Raw genomic sequence first — 19,022 nt, 5'->3', positions numbered from 1 at the left:
AGGACCCGGGGGCGCCGCCCGTCCGGAGGTGAGGGACAATGGCCTCTCTTCCAGGGCGGGTTACCGCATCGCGCGGGAAGCGGCAGACGCGGCGAAGATCAGGGATCGCAGAGGGGACGCATGTCGGAGGCGGAGCAGTCGCGGGACACGGCGAAGGACCCCGGGCGGGACGCCGCCGCGGGGGCCGCGACCGACGGCGACAAAGGAGCGATCCCGGCCGCGCGTGAACTGGCACGGGACACGAAGAACGCGCAGGTCAAGCCGGGTGCGGGCGATGCCGGGACCTCGGCGGACGCGGGCGGGGCGGCTGACGCCGGAAGCTCGGATGTCCGGGCCTCGGACGCGGGGGCCTCGGATGCGCGGGACGTGAGGGGCGTTCAGGACGCCGCAGGTCCCGAGGACCCTCGGGACGCCCAGGGCGCCAAGGGCTCTGACGGCGTGTCGTCCGACCGGGCGGCGGCGGGTTCGGGCGCGAGCCGCGAGGACGCGGGCGCGGCCGGGCGGCTGCGCGGGACCGAGCCGTCGACCGGACGGGCCGGGTTCGGCGCGGGCGACGGTGACGGCGAGAGCGACCGCCGACCGGCCTCGGGCGCCGCGCGCGGCACCGGCGGCGACAGGCCGCGCAAGGCCCCGGCCGGAGAGGGCCGCCTGCTCGCGGGCCGCTACCGGCTCGGCGTGGTCCTCGGCCGCGGCGGCATGGGCACCGTCTGGCGCGCGGTCGACGAGACCCTCGGCCGTACCGTCGCCGTCAAGGAACTCCGCTTCCCCACCAGCATCGACGAGGACGAGAAGCGGCGCCTCATCACCCGGACCCTGCGCGAGGCGAAGGCCATCGCCCGGATCCGTAACAACGGCGCCGTGACCGTGTACGACGTCGTCGACGAGGACGACCGCCCGTGGATCGTCATGGAGCTCATCGAGGGCAAGTCCCTCGCGGACGCCGTGCGCGAGGACGGCACGCTCACGCCCCGGCGCGCCGCCGAGGTCGGCCTCGCCATCCTCGACGTGCTGCGTTCGGCGCACCGCGAGGGCATCCTGCACCGTGACGTGAAGCCGTCCAACGTGCTGATCGCCGAGGACGGCCGGGTCGTCCTCACCGACTTCGGCATCGCCCAGGTGGAGGGCGACCCCTCGATCACCTCCACCGGCATGCTCGTCGGCGCCCCCTCGTACATCTCGCCGGAGCGCGCCCGCGGCCACAAGCCCGGCCCCGCCGCCGACATGTGGTCGCTCGGCGGTCTCCTGTACGCGGCGGTCGAGGGCAGCCCGCCGTACGACAAGGGCTCCGCCATCGCCACCCTCACGGCGGTGATGACCGAGCCGGTCGACCCCCCGAAGAACGCCGGACCCGAGCTCGAGAAGGTCATCTACGGCCTCCTCGCCAAGGACCCCGCCCAGCGGCTCGACGACGGCGGCGCGCGCGTCCTGCTGCGGGCCGTGCTCGACGCGCCCACGGTGGCGCCCGAGGCCTCCCCCGAGGCCACCATGGTCGTGCCGCTGCCGCCGCGCCCCGAGCGGACGCCGGTGGCCCCGGCCGCCGGCCAGGACAAGGCGCCCGAGGCGCCCGCCGACCGGGTGCGGGGCGCCCTGAAGTCCGTGCGCAACGCGGCGGCCTCCGTGAAGGCCGAGCCCACGGCGGGCACGCGGTCGAACGCGAGCGGTGCCGGGGTGAACACGGGCGCGGGCTCCGCCGCGCGGCAGGCAGGGGGCAGGCCGACCCCGGCCCGCGCCTCGCTGACCGACGTCGTACCGCGCCGCACGCTGGTGATCATCGCCGCCGTCGCCGTCCTCGCCCTGCTCGGGACGATCTTCGCGGTCTCGCTCAACGGTGGCGGGGACGGGGACAACCAGGGCAAGGAGACCGGCGGCACCACGGCCTCGGCCGGCGCCTCGGCGGGCGGTGACGCCTCCGGCGGCTCCGCGGGCTCCGACGGCGGCAAGGGCGAGACGCCCGGCGGCCCCGGCCAGCAGGGCGGCGCGCAGCCCGGCGACGACGGCTCCACGGGGGCGGGGTCGACGGGCACCGACGGCACGACGGGTTCCACCGGCGGCTCGAACGGCAACGGCGTGACGCCGTCCGGCAAGCCCGGCGGCGACACGGGCGCGCAGCTGCCCGCGGGCTACACCCTCGTCACCAACGAGCGCTTCCACTTCTCCATGGCGATGCCCTCGACGTTCAAGGCGCGCGCCATACCGGGCTACAGCGGCGGCGCGGTGTTCAGTGAGAGCGGCGGCTTCCCGCGTATCCAGGTCGACTTCAACGCCAGCCCGAAGGACGACGCGGCGGCGGCCTGGGAGCTGGGCAAGATCGGTGTCGCCGCCACCAGCAAGGGCTACAAGCACTTCGGCATCAGGACGGTCTCGTACAAGGGGTACCCGACCGTCGCCGACTGGGAGTTCGAGCGCGTCCAGCAGGGCATGCGCGTCCATGTGCTCAACCGCGGCTTCAAGGTGGACGCCAGGCACGGCTACTCCATCATGATCAGCTGCAAGGCGGAGGAGTGGAACGGCGCGGAGTGCAGGACGCTGCGGGAGACGGCGTTCGCCACGTTCAGCCCCAAGGACTGACCGGCGCCACGTATCGTGAGAGTTCGAGGACGGTACGCAGCCGAAAAAGACCGTTAACTGCACGGTGCCGGACCGGAATTGTCGGACTCGCGTGATCCCGCCCGATCCCGAGGGATCCGCGGGCCCACGGGGGACAGCGTGCGCGCGTGGGGAGGCGTCGTGGACGACTACGCGGGAAGGGTGCTCGCGGACCGCTACCGCCTGCCGCTGCCACCGGCGGACGTGGAGGTGGGCGCGGACGCGTACGACCCGGCCGAGACGCGCGCCTTCGACACGTACAGCGGGCAGGAGGTCCTGGTCCGCCGGGTGTCGCTGCCGGAGTTCGTCGACGCCGAGGTGGTCGACGACGAGGGCGGCCGCGACGGTTCCTACGGCGGCGCGGGGCGGGCGACCCGCCGACCCGCCGAGCCCGTCGTCCGCCGGGCGATCGAGGCGGCCCAGGCCGCCGCGCAGATCCCCGACCACCCCCTCCTCGACCAGGTCTTCGACGTCTTCGCGGAGGCCGGCTCGCTGTGGATAGTGAGCGAACGCGTGGCGGCCCGGCCGCTCTCCGCGCTGCTCGCCGAGCGGCCCCTGAACCCGTACCGGGCGGCCGAGATCGGCGCCGACGTCCTCACCGCCCTGCGCGCGCTCCACGCCCACGGCTGGGTACACCGGAACATCACCTCCCGGACCGTACTCGTCTGCGACGACGGCCGAGTGGTCCTTTCGGGCCTCGCGGTGGGCGCCGCGGAGGAGGCCCTGTGCGGGTACGCGCCCGTACCGGAGCAGGAGCCGGACCTGGGGCCGAGTCCGCCGGAGGCGGACGAGTACGGCTCGGAGGAGTACGGCTCGGACGAGTACGGGCCCGGCCTGTACGAGGCGGAGGTCTACGAGGAGACGGACGAGCGCGTCCCTTATGGGGCGGACGAGGCCGAGGAGCTGGAGGAGGAGCCGGGCGAGGAACGGGACCACGGCGCCGATGCGTACGGCCTTGAGCCGTACGCCGTTGAGCCGTACGCCGTCGAGACGTACGCCGTCGGACCGTATGCGTCCGAGCCGAGCGGCGACGCGGCCGAGCCGTATGCGCCCGAGCCGTATGACGCCGAGCCGTACGGCTACGACTCGTACGGCTCCGACACGTACGCCGCCGAAGCCGACGACTCGGACGAAGCCGACGACTCTGCCGACACCGACGACGCCGACGACCCCGTCTCTCCCTACGGGACCGGGACCGGGCCCGGTGTGTACAGCGCCGACCCGTACGGGCGCTCCGCGCCGCCCGCAGCCGAGACGCAGCCCGCCGCCGCGCCGCCCACCGCCGACGTGCGGGCCGCGCGCGCCGGGGCCATCGCCGCCTACCGGGCCGGAGCCCGCGCCGCGGCCCGGCTCGGCGAGACCGGGGCGCTCCCCGTCCAGCGCCCCGCGCCTACGGACCCGCCCGAGCCGCCCCCCGCACCGAGGGCGAGGGCGGCGAACGCTCCCGAGCCGCAGTGGTGGGCGAGGGTGGCGGAGGATGACGAGGACGACGAGGAAGACGGCGACGAGCCGTACGGCGGCGGCCCGCAGTCAGGCCCGCGGTCGGACCCGCCGCCGCGCGTGATGCTGGCCGGCAGCTGGAGCGACGGCCCGCACGCCTCGCGGGACGGTTCCGGCCCGATCCCCGCCGGTGGTGGCCGCGTGCTGCCGGGTTCGGGGCGTCCCGCCCTGCCCGCCGGCTACAAGGCCGCGACCCCGGACCCCGCGCGGCTCCCGGTCCCCCCCGGCCCCCGGGACGAAGCGCCGGTCACCGTCCCCGCCCAGGCGGACCGCGGCCCCACCACCCGGCTCGCCGCCGAGCGCGCCCGGCAGACCCGGATCGCGGTCGTCGGCGCCGTCACCGAGCGCTGGGCGCCCGAACAGGCCGGGCCCGTCCACGAGAACTGGCGGCTGGCCCCGCCTATCGGCCCCGCCACCGACCTGTGGGCACTCGGCGCGCTCCTCTACCGGGCCGTCCAGGGTCACGCCCCCTACCCGGAGGACAGCGCCGCCGAGCTCGTCCAGCTGGTCTGCGCCGAACCGCCCGCCTTCGCCGAGGAGTGCGGCCCCCTCCGCCCGGTCGTGGAGTCCCTGCTGCGCCAGGACCCCACCGAGCGGCCCGACTTCGAGGAGCTGCGCGGCTGGCTGCGTTCCCTCGTGCGCTCGGCGCCGGAGCCGGAGGCCGGTGTCGGAGTCGTACCGCTGCCGTCCTTCGACAAGAAGCGGCTGCCGATCGTGCGCCGGCGCGGCGAGTTGGTGCGCCGCCGGCGCGGGGGTGCGGGGGCGGGCCGGCACCGCCACAAGCGCGGCAAGGACCCGCGCCCGGCCCGCCGCGAGGACGCGCACACGCACGAGCGCGGGCCCGACGCCGTACAGGCCGACACCCGGGAGCAGTTCCACGACCCGCATCACGAGTCGTTCCAGGAGCCGTACCGCGAGCCGTACCAGGAGTCCTTCCACGAGGAGCTCCCGCAGCGCGCCCCCCGCTCGCCACGGCCTCCCCGATCCTCGCGATCCTCCCGATCGCCCCGCGCCCCGCGCCCGTCGTCGTCCTCACGCCCCCCGGGCTCCCCGCGCGCCCTCGGTCGTACGCTCCTGATCCTCGTCTTCCTCCTGCTCGGCGGCGCCGTCGCGTACGCCGTCCTCTTCCTGCCCGGTGAGGGGGAGACGCCCACCGGGCCGACCACGCCCACCGCCGGCCGGACCCCGGGCACCACCCCGCCGACGCCCACAACCCGACCGTCCGCGAGCACGCCGGCGCCGTCCACCCCGCCGCGCACCACCCCGCCCGCCGCGGATCCCTCGGCTCCCGCGCTCGCCGCCGGGTACGCGCTGCGCCAGGACCCGGAGGGGTTCCGGATCGGGGTGCCGAACGGCTGGCGGCGCAGCCCGATCAACGACGCCGGACAAGTGCGCTACACCGGCGGCGACTTCACGATGATCGTGGTGCCCGGCCGCGACAGCGTCCGTGACAACGGCTCCGATCCGCTGGAGTACCAGAGCACCAGGGAACGCGAACTCGAGCCGTGGCGGGCGTCGAGCTGGTCGCGGGTGGAGAAGGCCCGCCGGGTGGACATCGGCCGGACGCCGACGGCCGAAGGCCATTACGTCTGGCTGGACGGCACGGGCCGCGAGGTGTTCGTGCGCAACCTCGCCATGATCGACGGCGGCAGGTACCACGTCGTCCTCGTCATCGGCCCGGAGGGCGAGCGCGACAAGGTTTCCGAGATCTACGGGGAGGCCACCAAGGCCTTCCGTCCGGGGCGCTGAACCGGGCGGAGCGGCCGTGGAGCCCGGCCCGAGCGCCGGAACGTCACCAGCCCCCGGTCACAGTGCTGTTCCTATGTCCGCCCCGAGGTTCCGCCGCCCGTGCCCCCCTCCGTAACCTGGCATCCGAAGGAACGGGCGGGGGCAAGTGGAACATTCTCAGAGCACAGGGTCGGGGCTGCTGCTCGCCGGTCGCTACCGGCTGGGCGAGTCCATCGGGCGCGGCGGCATGGGCAAGGTCTGGCGCGCCCACGACGAGGTGCTGCACCGCGTGGTGGCGGTCAAGGAGTTGACGGCGGGCCGGTTCGTGGCGGAGGCCGACCGGCTCGTGCTGCACGCCCGTACGCAGAAGGAGGCGCGGGCCGCCGCGCGGATCACCCACCCGGGTGTGGTGACCGTCCACGACGTCCTGGAGCACGACGACCGGCCGTGGATCGTGATGCAGTACGTCGACGGGCCCTCGCTCGCCGACGCCGCCAAGGAGCAGGGCCCGATCGAGCCCCGCGAGGCGGCCAGGATCGGGCTGCACGTCCTCGGCGCGCTGCGTGCCGCGCACGCGGCCGGGGTGTTGCACCGGGACGTCAAGCCGGGCAACGTACTCCTGGCGCGCGACGGGCGCGTCCTGATCACCGACTTCGGGATCGCGGCGATCGAGGGGGACTCGACGATCACCCGGACCGGTGAACTCGTCGGCTCCATCGACTATCTGGCGCCCGAGCGGGTACGGGGCGGCGACCCGGGCCCGGCCTCCGACCTCTGGTCGCTCGGCGCGACCCTGTACACGGCGGTGGAGGGTACGTCGCCGTTCCGCCGCACCTCCCCGATCAGCACCATGCAGGCCGTGGTCACCGAGGAGCCGCCGCATCCGGAGAAGGCCGGGCCGCTGGCGCCCGTCATCGTGGCCCTGCTGCGCAAGGACCCGGCGCACCGCCCTGGCGCGGACGAGGCCGAGCGGATGCTGCTCGACGCGATGGAGGGGCGTACGCCGGAGGCGGCGCAGGCGTACGTACCGACCCAGCGCGTGGCCAGGGAGGCGCTGGACCCGGCGACGGACGGGCCCGGCTTCGGCCACGGCCTGGTGGAGCTGAGCGAGGAGGACGGCGGGGAGGGTGCGCGGTACGCCACCGGTCCGACGGGTGCCTCCCGCGTGTCCGGACCGGCCCGTACCGCCCAGTGGCCCCACCCGGCGCAGAGCTCCGCGTCCGGCGCGCACCACCCTGCCGCCTCCCCGCCCACCGTGGTGCCGCCGCCCGCTCCTCCCCTGTCCGCTCCGTCCGCGTCCGCTCCCGGCCGGGGCCGTTGGCGTACCGCCGTGCTCGCGGCCCTGCTCGCCGGGGTCGTCGCGGGCGGCGCCGTCTTCGCCGCCATGAACTACGCGGGCGGCGACCGGGGCGACGTCGGCGGCGACCGGACCACGACCACCGGCCCCGCCCCCACCACCCGGAGCACCGCGAACGACGTGCCGGCCGGCTGGCACCGCGTCGAGGACCCGGCCGGTTTCAGCCTCGTCGTACCGGACGGCTGGAAGCGGCAGAAGGAGGGCGACCAGATCGACTACACCCCGGACAACGGCCGCCACCGCATCCGGATCAGCATCGACCCGAGCCCCGACTTCGAGAACCCGTACATGCACGCCCTCGACCTGGAGCGCGTCCTGCAGAGGCGGATGGACTACACCCGGATCAAGCTCGGTCAGGTCACGTACCGCGACCAGGTCCGGTCCTGTCAGTGGGAGTTCACCTGGACCGAGAAGAAGGACTTTCCCGGCCCGCGGCACGCGATCGACCTGATGTACTACGAGGACGACGGCACGGAGTACGCCGTGTACATGTCGTCACCGGAATCGAGCTGGGAGACGACCCGCGAGCAGTTCGACGTCGTCATCCAGCACTGGCGGGCGCCGGGCGACTGAACCGGCCGTGCGGGCCGGAAAAATCTCCGCGCCGGGCCTCCGGTGGCCGTAAGCCCCTGATCAGGACTTATGTGCCAGTGATCGCTGGCGCGATGCGCGCGCCCGGCGAAAACGCATTACCGACGGGTACCCAAAGGGCGGCACGCCGCCTACGCTCGGCCTCATGACGGACTCGCAGGCACCCACCGCCCCCTCGGTTCCCGACGCCCCCGCCAAGGCCGGAGCGGCAGCCCCCGCCGGCGCCACCAACCCGGTCGCGCCCGCGCCCGCCGGCGCGCGCACCGCCGCCGACGTCGTGACACCCGAGGTGGTCGCCCGGCTCGTGCGCGGTGTCGTCGGCTCCGGCCGTACCGCCAACCACACCCCGTTCACCGGGGAGAAGCTGGCGGACCTGCCCGAGTCCACCCCCGAGGACGTCGCCGAGGCCTTCACGCGCGCGCGTGCCGCCCAGGAGGCCTGGGCCGCCACCCCGGTCAGGACCCGCGCCGCCGTCCTGCTCCGCTTCCACGACCTCATCCTCGAGCGCCAGTCCGAGGTCCTCGACCTCATCCAGCTGGAGACGGGCAAGGCGCGTCTGCACGCCCACGAGGAGGTGCTGGCCGTGGTCGTCGTCGCCCGCCACTACGGCCGCAACGCCTCCTCGTACCTGCGCCCCCGCCGCCACACCGGCGTCGTCCCGACCCTCACCAAGGTCACCGAGCTGCGCCACCCGCGCGGGGTCGTCGGCCAGATCGCCCCCTGGAACTACCCGCTCGAACTCTCCGTGGGCGACGCGCTCCCCGCCTTCGTCGCGGGCAACGCCATCGTCATGAAGCCCGACACGGAGACCGCGCTCACGGCGCTGTGGGCCCGTGACCTGCTCATCGAGGCCGGGCTGCCCGCCGAGGTCTTCCAGGTCGTCCTCGGCGAGGGCCCGGTCGTCGGCCCCGAGGTCGTCAAGCACGCCGACTACGTCTCCTTCACCGGCTCCACCCGTACCGGCCGCGAGGTCGCCCAGAGCGCCGCTGCCCGGCTCGTCGGCGTCACCCTCGAACTCGGCGGCAAGAACGCGATGCTCGTCCTCAAGGACGCCGACGTCGAGAAGGCCGCCGCCGGAGCCGTCCGCGCCTGCTTCTCCTCCGCCGGTCAGCTCTGCATCGCCATCGAGCGCCTGTACGTGCACGAGTCGGTCGCCGACGACTTCATCTCCCGTTTCGCGGCCCGTACGAAGGCGATGCGGCTCGGCAACTCCCTCGCGTACGGGGCCGACATGGGCTCCCTCGTCGGCGAACGGCAGCTGGAGACGGTCAAGAAGCACGTCGAGGAGGCCGTCGCCAAGGGCGCCACGCTCGTCGCCGGCGGCGTCGCCCGCCCCGACATCGGCCCCCTCTTCTACGAGCCGACCATCCTGGAGGGCGTCGAGGCGCCGATGACGGTCTGCAGCGAGGAGACCTTCGGCCCGGTCGTCTCGATCTACCGCTTCCGCGACGAGGACGAGGTCGTCGCCCTCGCCAACGCCACCTCGTACGGCCTGAACTCGTCCGTCTGGACGAAGGACGCGCGCCGCGGCCACGCCATCGCGGCCCGCCTGCACACCGGCACCGTCAACATCAACGAGGCGTACGCCCCCGCCTACGGCAGCGTGCAGGCCCCGATGGGCGGAATGAAGGACTCCGGGATCGGTCGGCGCCACGGCGCGGAGGGCATCCTCAAGTTCACCGAGGCCCAGACCGTCGCCCAGCAGCGGCTCGTCCCGCTCGCGCCCTCCTTCGGGATGGACGACGAGAAGTACGCCGCTTTCATGAGCGTGTCCCTGAGGGCGATGAAGGCCCTGCGCCTGCGCTAAGCCCCGGATCGTCCCGCGCTGAGCCCCGGATCGTCCCGCGCCGAGCCCCGGCTCGTCCTGCGCTGAGCTCCGGCTCGTCCTGCGCCGAGCCGAGGCCCGTCCGTCCGTTCCGCCCTTTTCCGTACGAGGAGAGCCATGACCGCGGTACCCCCTACCCAAAATCAGGAGCAGGCGGAGGACGCCGCGTACGACTACGACGTCCTCGTCGTGGGCTCCGGCTTCGGCGGCTCGGTCACCGCCCTCCGCCTCACGGAGAAGGGCTACCGGGTCGGCGTCCTGGAGGCCGGGCGCCGCTTCACCCGCGCGACCCTGCCGAAGAACTCCTGGGACGTGAAGAACTTCCTGTGGGCCCCCGCCCTCGGCCTCTACGGCATCCAGCGCATCCACCTGCTCGGCAACGTCATGGTGCTCGCGGGCGCGGGCGTCGGAGGCGGCTCCCTCAACTACGCCAACACCCTCTACGAACCGCTGAAGCCGTTCTTCGACGACCCGCAGTGGAAGGACATCACGGACTGGCAGGACGAGCTGCGGCCGTACTACGACCAGGCCAAGCGGATGCTCGGCGTCCGCATCAATCCGACGATGACCCCCTCGGACGTCCACCTGAAGTCCACCGCGCAGGCCATGGGCATCGGCGACACCTTCCACATGGCGCCGGTCGGCGTCTTCTTCGGGGACGGGAAGGACGCCGTGGGCGAGAAGGGCGTCGGTGCGGCCAAGGCGAAGCCCGGCGGGGAGGTCGCCGACCCGTACTTCGGCGGCGCGGGCCCGACCCGGCGCGCCTGCATCGAATGCGGCGAGTGCATGACCGGCTGCCGTCACGGCGCCAAGAACACCCTCAACGAGAACTACCTCCACCTCGCCGAGAAGGCGGGCGCCGCCGTCCACCCCATGACCACGGTCGTCACCGTCACCGAGGACTCACGGGGCGGCTTCGCGGTGAAGACCCTGCCCACCGACCGGCGGAGGAAGGGCAAGGGGCGGACGTTCACCGCCCGCCGGGTGGTGATCGCGGCCGGGACGTACGGCACCCAGACCCTGCTGCACCGGATGAAGGACACCGGACTGCTGCCCGGGATCTCGCACCGGCTCGGCGAACTCACCCGCACCAACTCCGAGGGGCTGGTCGGCGCCCAGACCACCGACCGCCGCTACCGCAAGAGGCACGGCAAGGAGAAGGCCGACTTCACCCGGGGCGTCGCCATCACCTCCTCGATCCACCCCGCCGCCCACACCCACATCGAGCCGGTGCGGTACGGCAAGGGCTCCAACTCGATGGGCAGCCTGACCGTCCTCCAGGTGCCCTACGGGGTCCACCGGGTACGCGACTGGTTCCTCAGCCTGCTCAAGCACCCCACGCTCGCCGCCCGCTCCCTCTCCAACTGGCACTGGTCGGAGCGGACCATCATCGGGCTCGTCATGCAGTCCCTCGACAACTCCCTGACGACCTACCGCAAGCCCGGCGGCCTCGGAAAGGGCCTGCTCACGGCCCGCCAGGGGCACGGGGCGCCGAACCCGATCCAGATCCCGGAGGCGACCCGGGCCGCCACCCTCCTCGCCGAGGAGATCAACGGCTTCGCCGGCTCCAACATTGGCGAGCTGCTTGGCACCCCGCTCACCGCCCACTTCCTCGGCGGCTGCCCGATCGGCGCCGACGCCGAGTCCGGCGTCATCGACCCGTACCACCGGCTCTACGGGCACCCGGGGATATCCGTCGTCGACGGGGCGGCGGTCTCCGCCAACCTCGGCGTCAACCCGTCCCTGACGATCACCGCGCAGGCCGAGCGGGCCATGTCCTTCTGGCCGAACAAGGGCGAGGAGGACATCCGTCCGCGGCAGGGCGAGGCGTACGTACGGCTCGCCGCGGTCGAACCGAAGTCCCCCGCGGTCCCGGCCGAGGCCTTCGGCGCCCTGCGACTGCCGTTCCTCGGCCTGCCGACGGTCCCACCGAAGAAGGCGTGAAGCATAGGAAAGGGCGCTGCACCCCCCTCCGAGTGCAGCGCCCCAACCAGCTTTTTGGTGATGCTGCATAGATGACCCGCGACCGACGGAATTGGTTGTAGCGGTTGCGGAGGATGTTCATGTGACGCGCGTCACACCGCGCGTACCGCTCCGGGTGGTGCGCACGGACAAGGGCCCCGTGCCCGCGATTCCGGTCGCGACGGCACGGGGCCCTTGGGGTCGGCACCGGTGTCAGGGCAGCGGCGGTGCCGAGTGGGGCGGCGCCGGGGGGTCGCGCCGCGTGGGGGAGGGAACGGGGGGACGGGAAAGCGGGAGGGCCGAGGATCAGGGAAGTCGGGGGATCGGGAGGATCGGCCGGTTGCGGCCGGCCCCGGGCGTCCCCGGGACCGACCGCCTTTTCTGGGCGACCGGGCTGCTGTCCCCTGCTGTCCGGTCACAAGCGCTGGTGCGAGGTCCCACGACGTACCGGAGTACGCCACACGCCCCAGCGAAGCCACGCGTGGTTTCCGTACGGGCCCGCCCCTGGCTGGCACGGACACCAGGACCAACGAAGCCGCGCAGGAGCCGGTCACGCGCCGTACGGGTGAGAGCGAGTCCGAACTCAGATGCGACCCCGGCACAGCTCCAGCATCGTCATCGCCAGCGCCGTGCCCGGCTTGCCCAGCGCGTCCCGGAAGTGGCCGAGGACCTCCATCTCGCGGGCCAGGTTCACCCGGCGGCCGCCGGAGGAGATCCGGGCCTCCTGGATGACGGCCGAGACGGCCATCCGTTCCTGGATCAGACCGATGATCCGGTCGTCGAGCGCGTCGATGCGCTCACGGGAGTCGCCGATCAACGCCGCCGCCTCGTCGGTGCGGGCGCCGGTCTTCTCGGTCGCGGTCACGGCGGTCACGGCGGTCGCGGCGGTCGTGGCGGCTACGGCGGTCGTGGCGGCTACGGCGGTCGTGGCGGTGGTAGCGGTCATCGGGTTCGCGGTGGTCGTGGCGGTCATGGTGGGGCTCCTCTGGGTGGCGGAGGCGGCCCCGGCCCGATCCGGCCCGGAAACAGCAGAACGCCCCGGGCCTTGTCGGCCCGGGGCGCCTGGGAAGTCGCTTGTCAGTTGCTCAAGCAGCACGACCATGGCAGCCGGTGGGCCGGTTGCCATAGGTAAAGACGAAGGTCGTGAGCTTGCGCATGGCGACAGTATGGACCCGGCGGCCGAGCCGGAGCCAAACCGGGTTCGGATGGTGAGACGAAAAGCGCCACCGGCGCGCCGGTAGAATCGACATATAGCCTCCCCTCTCTCGGGGGACCCTCCCTACCGCCGGAAGGCCGCCGTAGTGTCATCAGCGACTCCCGCTGCCGCGCCCGACGTCTCCAACCCGGACGTAGTCCTCGTTGTCGACTTCGGCGCCCAGTACGCCCAGCTCATCGCCCGCCGTGTCCGTGAGGCCCGGGTCTACAGCGAGATCGTCCCGTCCACCATGCCGGTGGCCGAGATGCTGGCCAAGAACCCGAAGGCGATCATCCTCTCCGGCGGCCCGTCCTCCGTGTACGCGGAGGGCGCCCCCCGTCTCGACCGCGCGATCTTCGAGGCGGGCGTACCCGTCTTCGGTATGTGCTACGGCTTCCAGCTGATGGCGACGACCCTCGGCGGCACCGTCGACAACACCGGCGCCCGCGAGTACGGCCGGACCCAGCTGCACGTCTCCAAGGCCGGCTCCACCCTCTTCGAGGGCACCCCGGTCGAGCAGCCCGTGTGGATGTCGCACGGCGACGCCTGCTCCGCCGCCCCCGAGGGCTTCTCCGTCACCGCGTCCACGGACGTCGTGCCGGTCGCCGCCTTCGAGAACGACGAGAAGAAGCTGTACGGCGTCCAGTACCACCCCGAGGTGCTGCACTCCACGCACGGCCAGCAGATCCTGGAGCACTTCCTCTACCGCGGCGCCGGCATCGAGCCGAGCTGGACCACGGGCAACGTGATCGAGGAGCAGGTCGCGGCCATCCGCGCCCAGGTCGGCGACAAGCGCGCCGTCTGCGGCCTCTCCGGCGGGGTCGACTCCGCCGTGGCCGCCGCGCTCGTGCAGAAGGCCATCGGCTCGCAGCTCACCTGCGTGTACGTCGACCACGGCCTCATGCGCAAGGGCGAGACCGAGCAGGTCGAGAAGGACTTCGTCGCCTCCACCGGCGTCAACCTCAAGGTCGTCGACGCGCAGGAGCGGTTCCTCACCGCCCTCGCCGGGGTCTCCGACCCCGAGACCAAGCGGAAGATCATCGGCCGCGAGTTCATCCGCGTCTTCGAGCAGGCCCAGCTGGAGATCCTCCAGGAGGAGGGCCCCGAGGTCGCGTTCCTCGTCCAGGGCACGCTCTACCCGGACATCGTCGAGTCCGGCGGCGGCACCGGCACCGCCAACATCAAGTCCCACCACAACGTGGGCGGCCTCCCCGACGACATCGAGTTCGAGCTTGTCGAGCCGCTGCGCCAGCTCTTCAAGGACGAGGTCCGCATGGTCGGCCAGGAGCTCGGCCTGCCCGAGGAGATCGTCCAGCGCCAGCCGTTCCCCGGCCCCGGCCTCGGCATCCGCATCGTGGGCGAGGTCACCAAGGAGCGCCTGGACCTGCTGCGCGAGGCCGACGCCATCGCCCGCGAGGAGCTCACCGCGGCCGGCCTCGACCGCGAGATCTGGCAGTGCCCCGTCGTCCTCCTCGCCGACGTCCGCTCCGTGGGCGTCCAGGGCGACGGCCGCACCTACGGTCACCCGATCGTGCTGCGCCCCGTCTCCTCCGAGGACGCCATGACGGCCGACTGGTCGCGCCTGCCGTACGAGGTGCTCGCCAAGATCTCCACCCGCATCACCAACGAGGTCGCGGACGTCAACCGAGTCGTCCTCGACGTCACCAGCAAGCCGCCGGGCACCATCGAGTGGGAGTAGTCGCTCCCGCGGGTGTCTGAGGCCGCCGCCCCGGTGTTCCGGGGCGGCGGCTTCGTCGTGTCCGGGCTCTGGTGACTTGCCCGACCGGGCGTTACCTTCCGGCGCATGAGCGTGATACCCGACCCCGTCCCCGTCGACCGGCTCCACTTCGCCCTGCCGCCCGTCCACGCGACGGTCGAGGAGGAACGCGTCCACCGCAGACAGCGACTCGCGGGCGCCCTCCGCCTCTTCGGACGGTTCGGGTACGAGGAGGGCGTCTCGGGCCACATCACCGCCCGCGACCCCGAGCACCCCGACTGCTTCTGGGTGAACCCCTTCGGGGCGCCGTTCGAGGAGGTGACCGCGAGCGACCTCATCCTGGTCGACGGCGACGGGCAGGTCCTCCGCGGCGACCGCCACGTGAACCAGGCCGCGTTCACCGTGCACGCCCAGGTCCACCGGGCCCGGCCCGACGCCGTCGCCGTCGTCCACACCCACTCCCTCCACGGACGGGCCCTGGCCGCGCTCGGCGAACTCCTCGACCCGATCACCCAGGAGGCCTGTGCCTTCTACCAGGACCACGCCCTCTACGACGCCTACACCGGCGTCACCGTGGACGCCGAGGAGAGCCGCCGGATCGCCGTCGCCCTCGGCACCCTCAAGGCGATCGTGCTCCGCAACCACGGCGTGCTCACCGTCGGCACCTCCGTCGACGCGGCGGCCTGGTGGTTCATCGCCCTGGAGCGCTGCGCCCAGATCCAGCTGGCCGCGCGGGCAGCCGGCAAACCGGTCCTGATCGACCACCGCGAGGCCGTCGCCACCCGCGAACAGCTCGGCGGCGACCTCGTCGCCTGGATCAACTACCAGCCCCTGTGGCGCAGGATCAGTCGAACGGAGCCCGAACTCCTGTCGTAACACCATCGCTTCACCCTTCTGTACGTCAATGAGATGGCTCGGCAATCACTCTCCGGCGGGGCGCACGCGGCAGGCGCGGAAGCCGCCGGTGCGACACAATTCCCTTGAATGCAAAGCTGGTTGACCCTCCGGGCCGCACCGGTACATGTCGTGAAGTGAGCTCGGGAAGTGAGCACCGTGGCGGTTCAAGAGGCGAGACAGTACGGCGAGCACGGGACGGCCTGTGCCGGCTGCGCCCACTGCGGACGGACCGGCCACCGGCGCGCCGTCGCGGCCTTCCTCGCCCGGCGCGACGAACTCGCCGCCGGACACGGCGTCCCCGCGGCCGTCGCCCACTCCCCGGTCGCCGCCCGCCAGTGGGTCTCCGACGAGCTCGCCCAGTCCGCCCGCGCGGTGACCGTACGCGGCCGGGGGGCAGGCGCCGCCTGGCTCGACCGGGTGCGGCGCGGAGGCCTCGGCGCCGTCTGGGGCGCAGTCCTCGCCCTCCTCCTCGGCCAGGCCCTCACCGCGATCGGGACCGGCTGGACCGCCGCCCGCACGGCCGCCCTCTGCACCGCCCTGATCCTCGCCCTCCTCCTCAGCGCCGCCGCCCACGCCCACCGCTCCCGCGGCGGCCTCCTCGCCCCTCTGATCGGCGAGGACAACCGGCTCTCCACCACCCGTGCCGTCGCCGCCGCCTGGCTCCTGTTCCTCGGCTACACCCTTCTCTTCCTGGCCTGTCTGTCCCTCCTGACGCCCCACGCCGCGGCCTTCGGTCCGGCCCGGGCCGCCGGCCTGCTGACCGTCCTCGCCGTGGTGTCGGCCGTCACCGTCACGGCCCGCCAGGTCGTCGCGGTGGGCATCGCGGCCCGCCGCCTCCAGAAGGTGCGCGCCGACCGCCCGCGCGCCGCCGACCTGCTCTGCGACGACAGCGGCCGGGCGAGCCTCGCCGACGTCCAGTACCTCCTCGTCTCCGGTTCCGTCCTGGTCCTGGCGGCCGTCACGCTCAGCCGCCGCCCCATGGGGCTACCCGAGGTGCCCTGGTCCCTCGTGCTCCTCATCGGCGTCTCGGCGGCCTGGCACCTCGCCACGAAGTGCACCGAGGGCGTCCGCCCCACGATCCACTCCGTCGTCCGGTCCCGTGAGGCGGGTGACCTCGACGCCCCGATCCGCACAGGCGACGACATCGAGATCCGCGGCTGCGGCTTCGTCCCGCCCGGCGCCGGCGCCCCCGACCCGCTGACCCGACTCGTGGTCCGCATCGGCCCGGTCCACGCCCATGTGCCGCTGGTCCCGGTCCCGGGTGGCTTCGCCAACCCCACCGACACCGCCCTGACCGTCCCCCTCCCGGCGGACGTGGAACCGGGCAGGGTGGAGGTCTCGGTCGTGACGGCGGCGGGCGTCGAGACCAACCGGGTCACGATCGACGTCATGGACTGATCATCCGGCCCCCTTCCCGTATCCGCGGAGCGGAGGTGCGAGGAGAATCGTTGCGCGAGCAGTCGCACGGGGCGTGGAGAGGTGACCGACGATGACGGGACAGGCGAACCGGGCCGACGGCACGGGCGACGGCAAGGAGTCCACCGGTGCCACCGGCGCCACCGGCCGCCCTGCCGAGGGAGGGAGCCTCCTCGATCGGTGCAGGGCCGTCCTCGACCGGTGGAAGGCGATCGCCTCCCGCTACGCCCTCCTTCCGCTCCGCCTCTTCCTCGGCGTCACCTTCGTCTACGCCGGCCTCGACAAGCTCACCGACGCCGCCTTCCTCGCCGACACCGGCAGCGGCTCCATCGGGGAGACGATGCGCGGTGTCCGGGACACCTCCGCCGTCCCCGCCCTCGTCGACCTCGCCCTCAGGAATCCCACCGGCTTCGGATACGCCATCTCCCTCGGAGAGCTCGCCGTCGGGATCGGAACCCTGCTCGGCCTCTTCGCCCGCCTGGCGGCCCTCGGGGGCGCGCTGATCTCGCTGAGCCTCTGGCTGACCGTGAGCTGGCAGGTGCAGCCGTACTACCTCGGCAACGACCTCGCCTATCTGATGGCCTGGCTTCCGCTGCTGCTGGCCGGGGCGTCCGTGCTGTCGCTGGACCGGCTCCTCGCCGAGCGGCGCCGTATTCGATAGGCGACCCAGCTCGCGAGGCCGGCCGTGCCCAGACCGCCGCAGAGCACGGGGATCACCACGTACCAAGGCGTCGTCCAGGCCCCGGTGGCGTCCCCCGCGTACACGGCGGCCAGGGCGAGGGCGGTGAGGCCGGCGAGCAGCCGGCCCGGGCGGAACTCATGAAGCAGCACGGGTGACCTCCACCTGTCCGATGCCGACCTGGAGCGAGAGGTCCAGGGTGCCCGCCGGGGTGGTCCCGGCCGGCGGGGTGAGCGTGCGGGTCTCGTCGCGGTCGGGCGCGATGTCGATGTCGTTGGGCGGCTGGCCCGGCAGCTGCAGGTCACCGAGTCCCACCTCGGCCCGCAGCTTCACGACCGCGTTCTTCGGGACGATCACCTTGAGCTGACCGGCGCCCACCTCGGCCTCCGTCGAGACGGTCGTGCCCGCCGGGACCGGGAGCCGTGACAGATCGAGCGTGCCGACCCCGGTGCCCACCTCGTAGCGGGGCTGCACGGCGGTGACGGCCGTCGGCTCCCATGTCTCGCGGATCCACTCCGTGGAGATCCGGTCGGGCAGGGCCGTGGCCAGCGCGAGCAGGCCCGCCGTGATCACGGTGTGGAAGATCGTGCCGAACCCGGTCCGGCCGAGGAAGCTGCTCACGACCAGACCGAGACCGAACACCGCGAGAGCGGCGACGAGACCGGTCTGCAGGCTCGTGCCGAGCGGCTGGGTGTCCCAGGTCAGCGAGGTGCCGACCACGGCGGCGACCATGGCGAGCAGATACACGAGGCCACCGATGGAGAGCGGGCTCCGCCGCACCGAGGGCTTGGGGCGCCCGGGGGCCGAGGGACCGGGACCCCACTGGCTGCCGGGCTTCGGCACCTCGCCGCCCACCCGACCGTTCTCGTCAAGGACGCCGTGCGGCCCCCACAGGTAGCCGACGGCCACCCTGCCCGTCGAGCCGTCCTTGACTATCGGGTCCTTCCACCACGAGGGGTACTCGACCAGCGGCGGTGCCTTGGTCTCGGGCGGGGCCTCGGCGACCGCCAGGGCGGCGGCGGCCGATTCCACCCGGCCCTCGGGCTCCACCGCTCCCGCCTGCCGGCGCCGCGACCAGACCGCCGCCGCGCCCACCGCGAACGACACCAGGAGCGCGGACCCCAGCATCGACCCGCTGTGCAGCATCGACAGGAAGATTCCGCAGCCCACCAGGGCCATCAGCACGGCGGCGAGGGAAGCACCGGAGACCCGTCCGGTCAGCAGCCTGCGCCCCTCGCTCTCCTCTCCCGCGAGCGGGATCAGCAGCCAGGCGAAGCCGTAGAAGATCAGCCCGAGGCCGCCCGGCACCGCGAGCAGGCCGACCGCGACCCGGAAGATCACCGGGTCGAGGTCGAAGTGCCGGCCGAGGCCGCCGCAGACACCGCCCACGACCTTGCTGCCGCGCGAGCGCCGCAGGGGCGTGGCGGTGACGGCCTCCGCCGCCGGCGGGGCCTCGTGCTGCGAAGGCATCGAACTCGTCATGCCTCCATGGTGACGGCCCGTGACGCCGAGCGGCACCGGGTCCGACCCTGGCCCGACCCTGATATTCGGTACCCCTCCCTCCCCGAG

Annotated in this window: 11 protein-coding genes; 9 read left to right on the top strand and 2 right to left on the bottom strand. The window is 73.3% G+C overall.

Translation table 11 applies throughout. The annotated features are described in order from the left end of the window. Positions 1-120: 120 nt before the first annotated feature. The 5 genes from ACIRB7_RS02180 to ACIRB7_RS02160 all read left to right on the top strand — a co-directional run bounded on the left by ACIRB7_RS02180 (position 121) and on the right by ACIRB7_RS02160 (position 11,531). Complete coding sequence (locus tag ACIRB7_RS02180) at positions 121-2,568, top strand: protein kinase (RefSeq protein WP_403591112.1); 2,448 nt, start codon at positions 121-123, stop codon at positions 2,566-2,568. Positions 2,569-2,727: 159 nt separating this feature from the next. Beyond that, positions 2,728-5,835 (top strand): protein kinase, encoded by a 3,108-nt coding sequence (locus ACIRB7_RS02175; protein WP_403591109.1) that lies wholly within the window; start codon positions 2,728-2,730, stop codon positions 5,833-5,835. A 145-nt stretch (positions 5,836-5,980) separates the two neighbouring features. Then, positions 5,981-7,744, top strand: coding sequence for a serine/threonine-protein kinase (locus ACIRB7_RS02170; RefSeq protein ID WP_403591106.1), 1,764 nt, complete (start codon positions 5,981-5,983; stop codon positions 7,742-7,744). Positions 7,745-7,907: 163 nt separating this feature from the next. Further along, positions 7,908-9,569 carry a succinic semialdehyde dehydrogenase gene (locus ACIRB7_RS02165; RefSeq protein WP_403591103.1) on the top strand — a complete coding sequence of 554 codons (1,662 nt, stop codon included), beginning with the start codon at positions 7,908-7,910 and terminating at the stop codon, positions 9,567-9,569. A 135-nt stretch (positions 9,570-9,704) separates the two neighbouring features. Next, positions 9,705-11,531: a GMC oxidoreductase gene (locus ACIRB7_RS02160; RefSeq protein WP_403591100.1), complete on the top strand. Its 1,827-nt coding sequence runs from the start codon at positions 9,705-9,707 to the stop codon at positions 11,529-11,531. Positions 11,532-12,132: 601 nt separating this feature from the next. Here ACIRB7_RS02160 and ACIRB7_RS02155 read toward each other — a convergent pair. Continuing rightward, positions 12,133-12,522, bottom strand: a complete 390-nt coding sequence (locus tag ACIRB7_RS02155; RefSeq protein ID WP_403591098.1) for a chorismate mutase — start codon at positions 12,520-12,522, stop codon at positions 12,133-12,135. A 328-nt stretch (positions 12,523-12,850) separates the two neighbouring features. Between ACIRB7_RS02155 and guaA the strand changes: the two genes are divergently transcribed. The 4 genes from guaA (at position 12,851) to ACIRB7_RS02135 (ending at position 17,435) form a co-directional block, all read left to right on the top strand. Beyond that, positions 12,851-14,443 (top strand): glutamine-hydrolyzing GMP synthase, encoded by a 1,593-nt coding sequence (gene guaA / locus ACIRB7_RS02150; RefSeq protein ID WP_403591095.1) that lies wholly within the window; start codon positions 12,851-12,853, stop codon positions 14,441-14,443. A gap of 105 nt (positions 14,444-14,548) precedes the next feature. Continuing rightward, positions 14,549-15,337: a class II aldolase/adducin family protein gene (locus tag ACIRB7_RS02145; RefSeq protein WP_403591092.1), complete on the top strand. Its 789-nt coding sequence runs from the start codon at positions 14,549-14,551 to the stop codon at positions 15,335-15,337. A 177-nt stretch (positions 15,338-15,514) separates the two neighbouring features. Beyond that, positions 15,515-16,756: a hypothetical protein gene (locus ACIRB7_RS02140; protein WP_403591089.1), complete on the top strand. Its 1,242-nt coding sequence runs from the start codon at positions 15,515-15,517 to the stop codon at positions 16,754-16,756. A gap of 91 nt (positions 16,757-16,847) precedes the next feature. Continuing rightward, complete coding sequence (locus tag ACIRB7_RS02135) at positions 16,848-17,435, top strand: DoxX family protein (protein ID WP_403591086.1); 588 nt, start codon at positions 16,848-16,850, stop codon at positions 17,433-17,435. 156 nt (positions 17,436-17,591) lie between these two features. Here the strand turns inward: ACIRB7_RS02135 and ACIRB7_RS02130 are convergent, their stop codons facing one another. Further along, positions 17,592-18,935, bottom strand: a complete 1,344-nt coding sequence (locus tag ACIRB7_RS02130) for a PspC domain-containing protein (RefSeq protein WP_403591083.1) — start codon at positions 18,933-18,935, stop codon at positions 17,592-17,594. Positions 18,936-19,022 lie beyond the last annotated feature (87 nt).

Origin of the sequence: Streptomyces sp. NPDC093795 (genome assembly GCF_044764665.1) — a bacterium.
Classification (GTDB): domain Bacteria; phylum Actinomycetota; class Actinomycetes; order Streptomycetales; family Streptomycetaceae; genus Streptomyces.
Note: the sequence above shows the minus strand (reverse complement) of the source record. Positions and strands in the feature narration are given on the sequence as shown.

Excerpts from the sequence above, each read along its gene's own strand:
- ACIRB7_RS02155 (WP_403591098.1), bottom strand. The coding sequence starts at position 12,522 with ATGACCGCCACGACCACCGCGAACCCGATGACCGCTACCACCGCCACG.
- ACIRB7_RS02135 (WP_403591086.1), top strand. The coding sequence starts at position 16,848 with ATGACGGGACAGGCGAACCGGGCCGACGGCACGGGCGACGGCAAGGAG.
- ACIRB7_RS02160 (WP_403591100.1), top strand. The coding sequence starts at position 9,705 with ATGACCGCGGTACCCCCTACCCAAAATCAGGAGCAGGCGGAGGACGCC.
- ACIRB7_RS02165 (WP_403591103.1), top strand. The coding sequence starts at position 7,908 with ATGACGGACTCGCAGGCACCCACCGCCCCCTCGGTTCCCGACGCCCCC.
- ACIRB7_RS02130 (WP_403591083.1), bottom strand. The coding sequence starts at position 18,935 with ATGACGAGTTCGATGCCTTCGCAGCACGAGGCCCCGCCGGCGGCGGAG.
- ACIRB7_RS02180 (WP_403591112.1), top strand. The coding sequence starts at position 121 with ATGTCGGAGGCGGAGCAGTCGCGGGACACGGCGAAGGACCCCGGGCGG.
- ACIRB7_RS02145 (WP_403591092.1), top strand. The coding sequence starts at position 14,549 with ATGAGCGTGATACCCGACCCCGTCCCCGTCGACCGGCTCCACTTCGCC.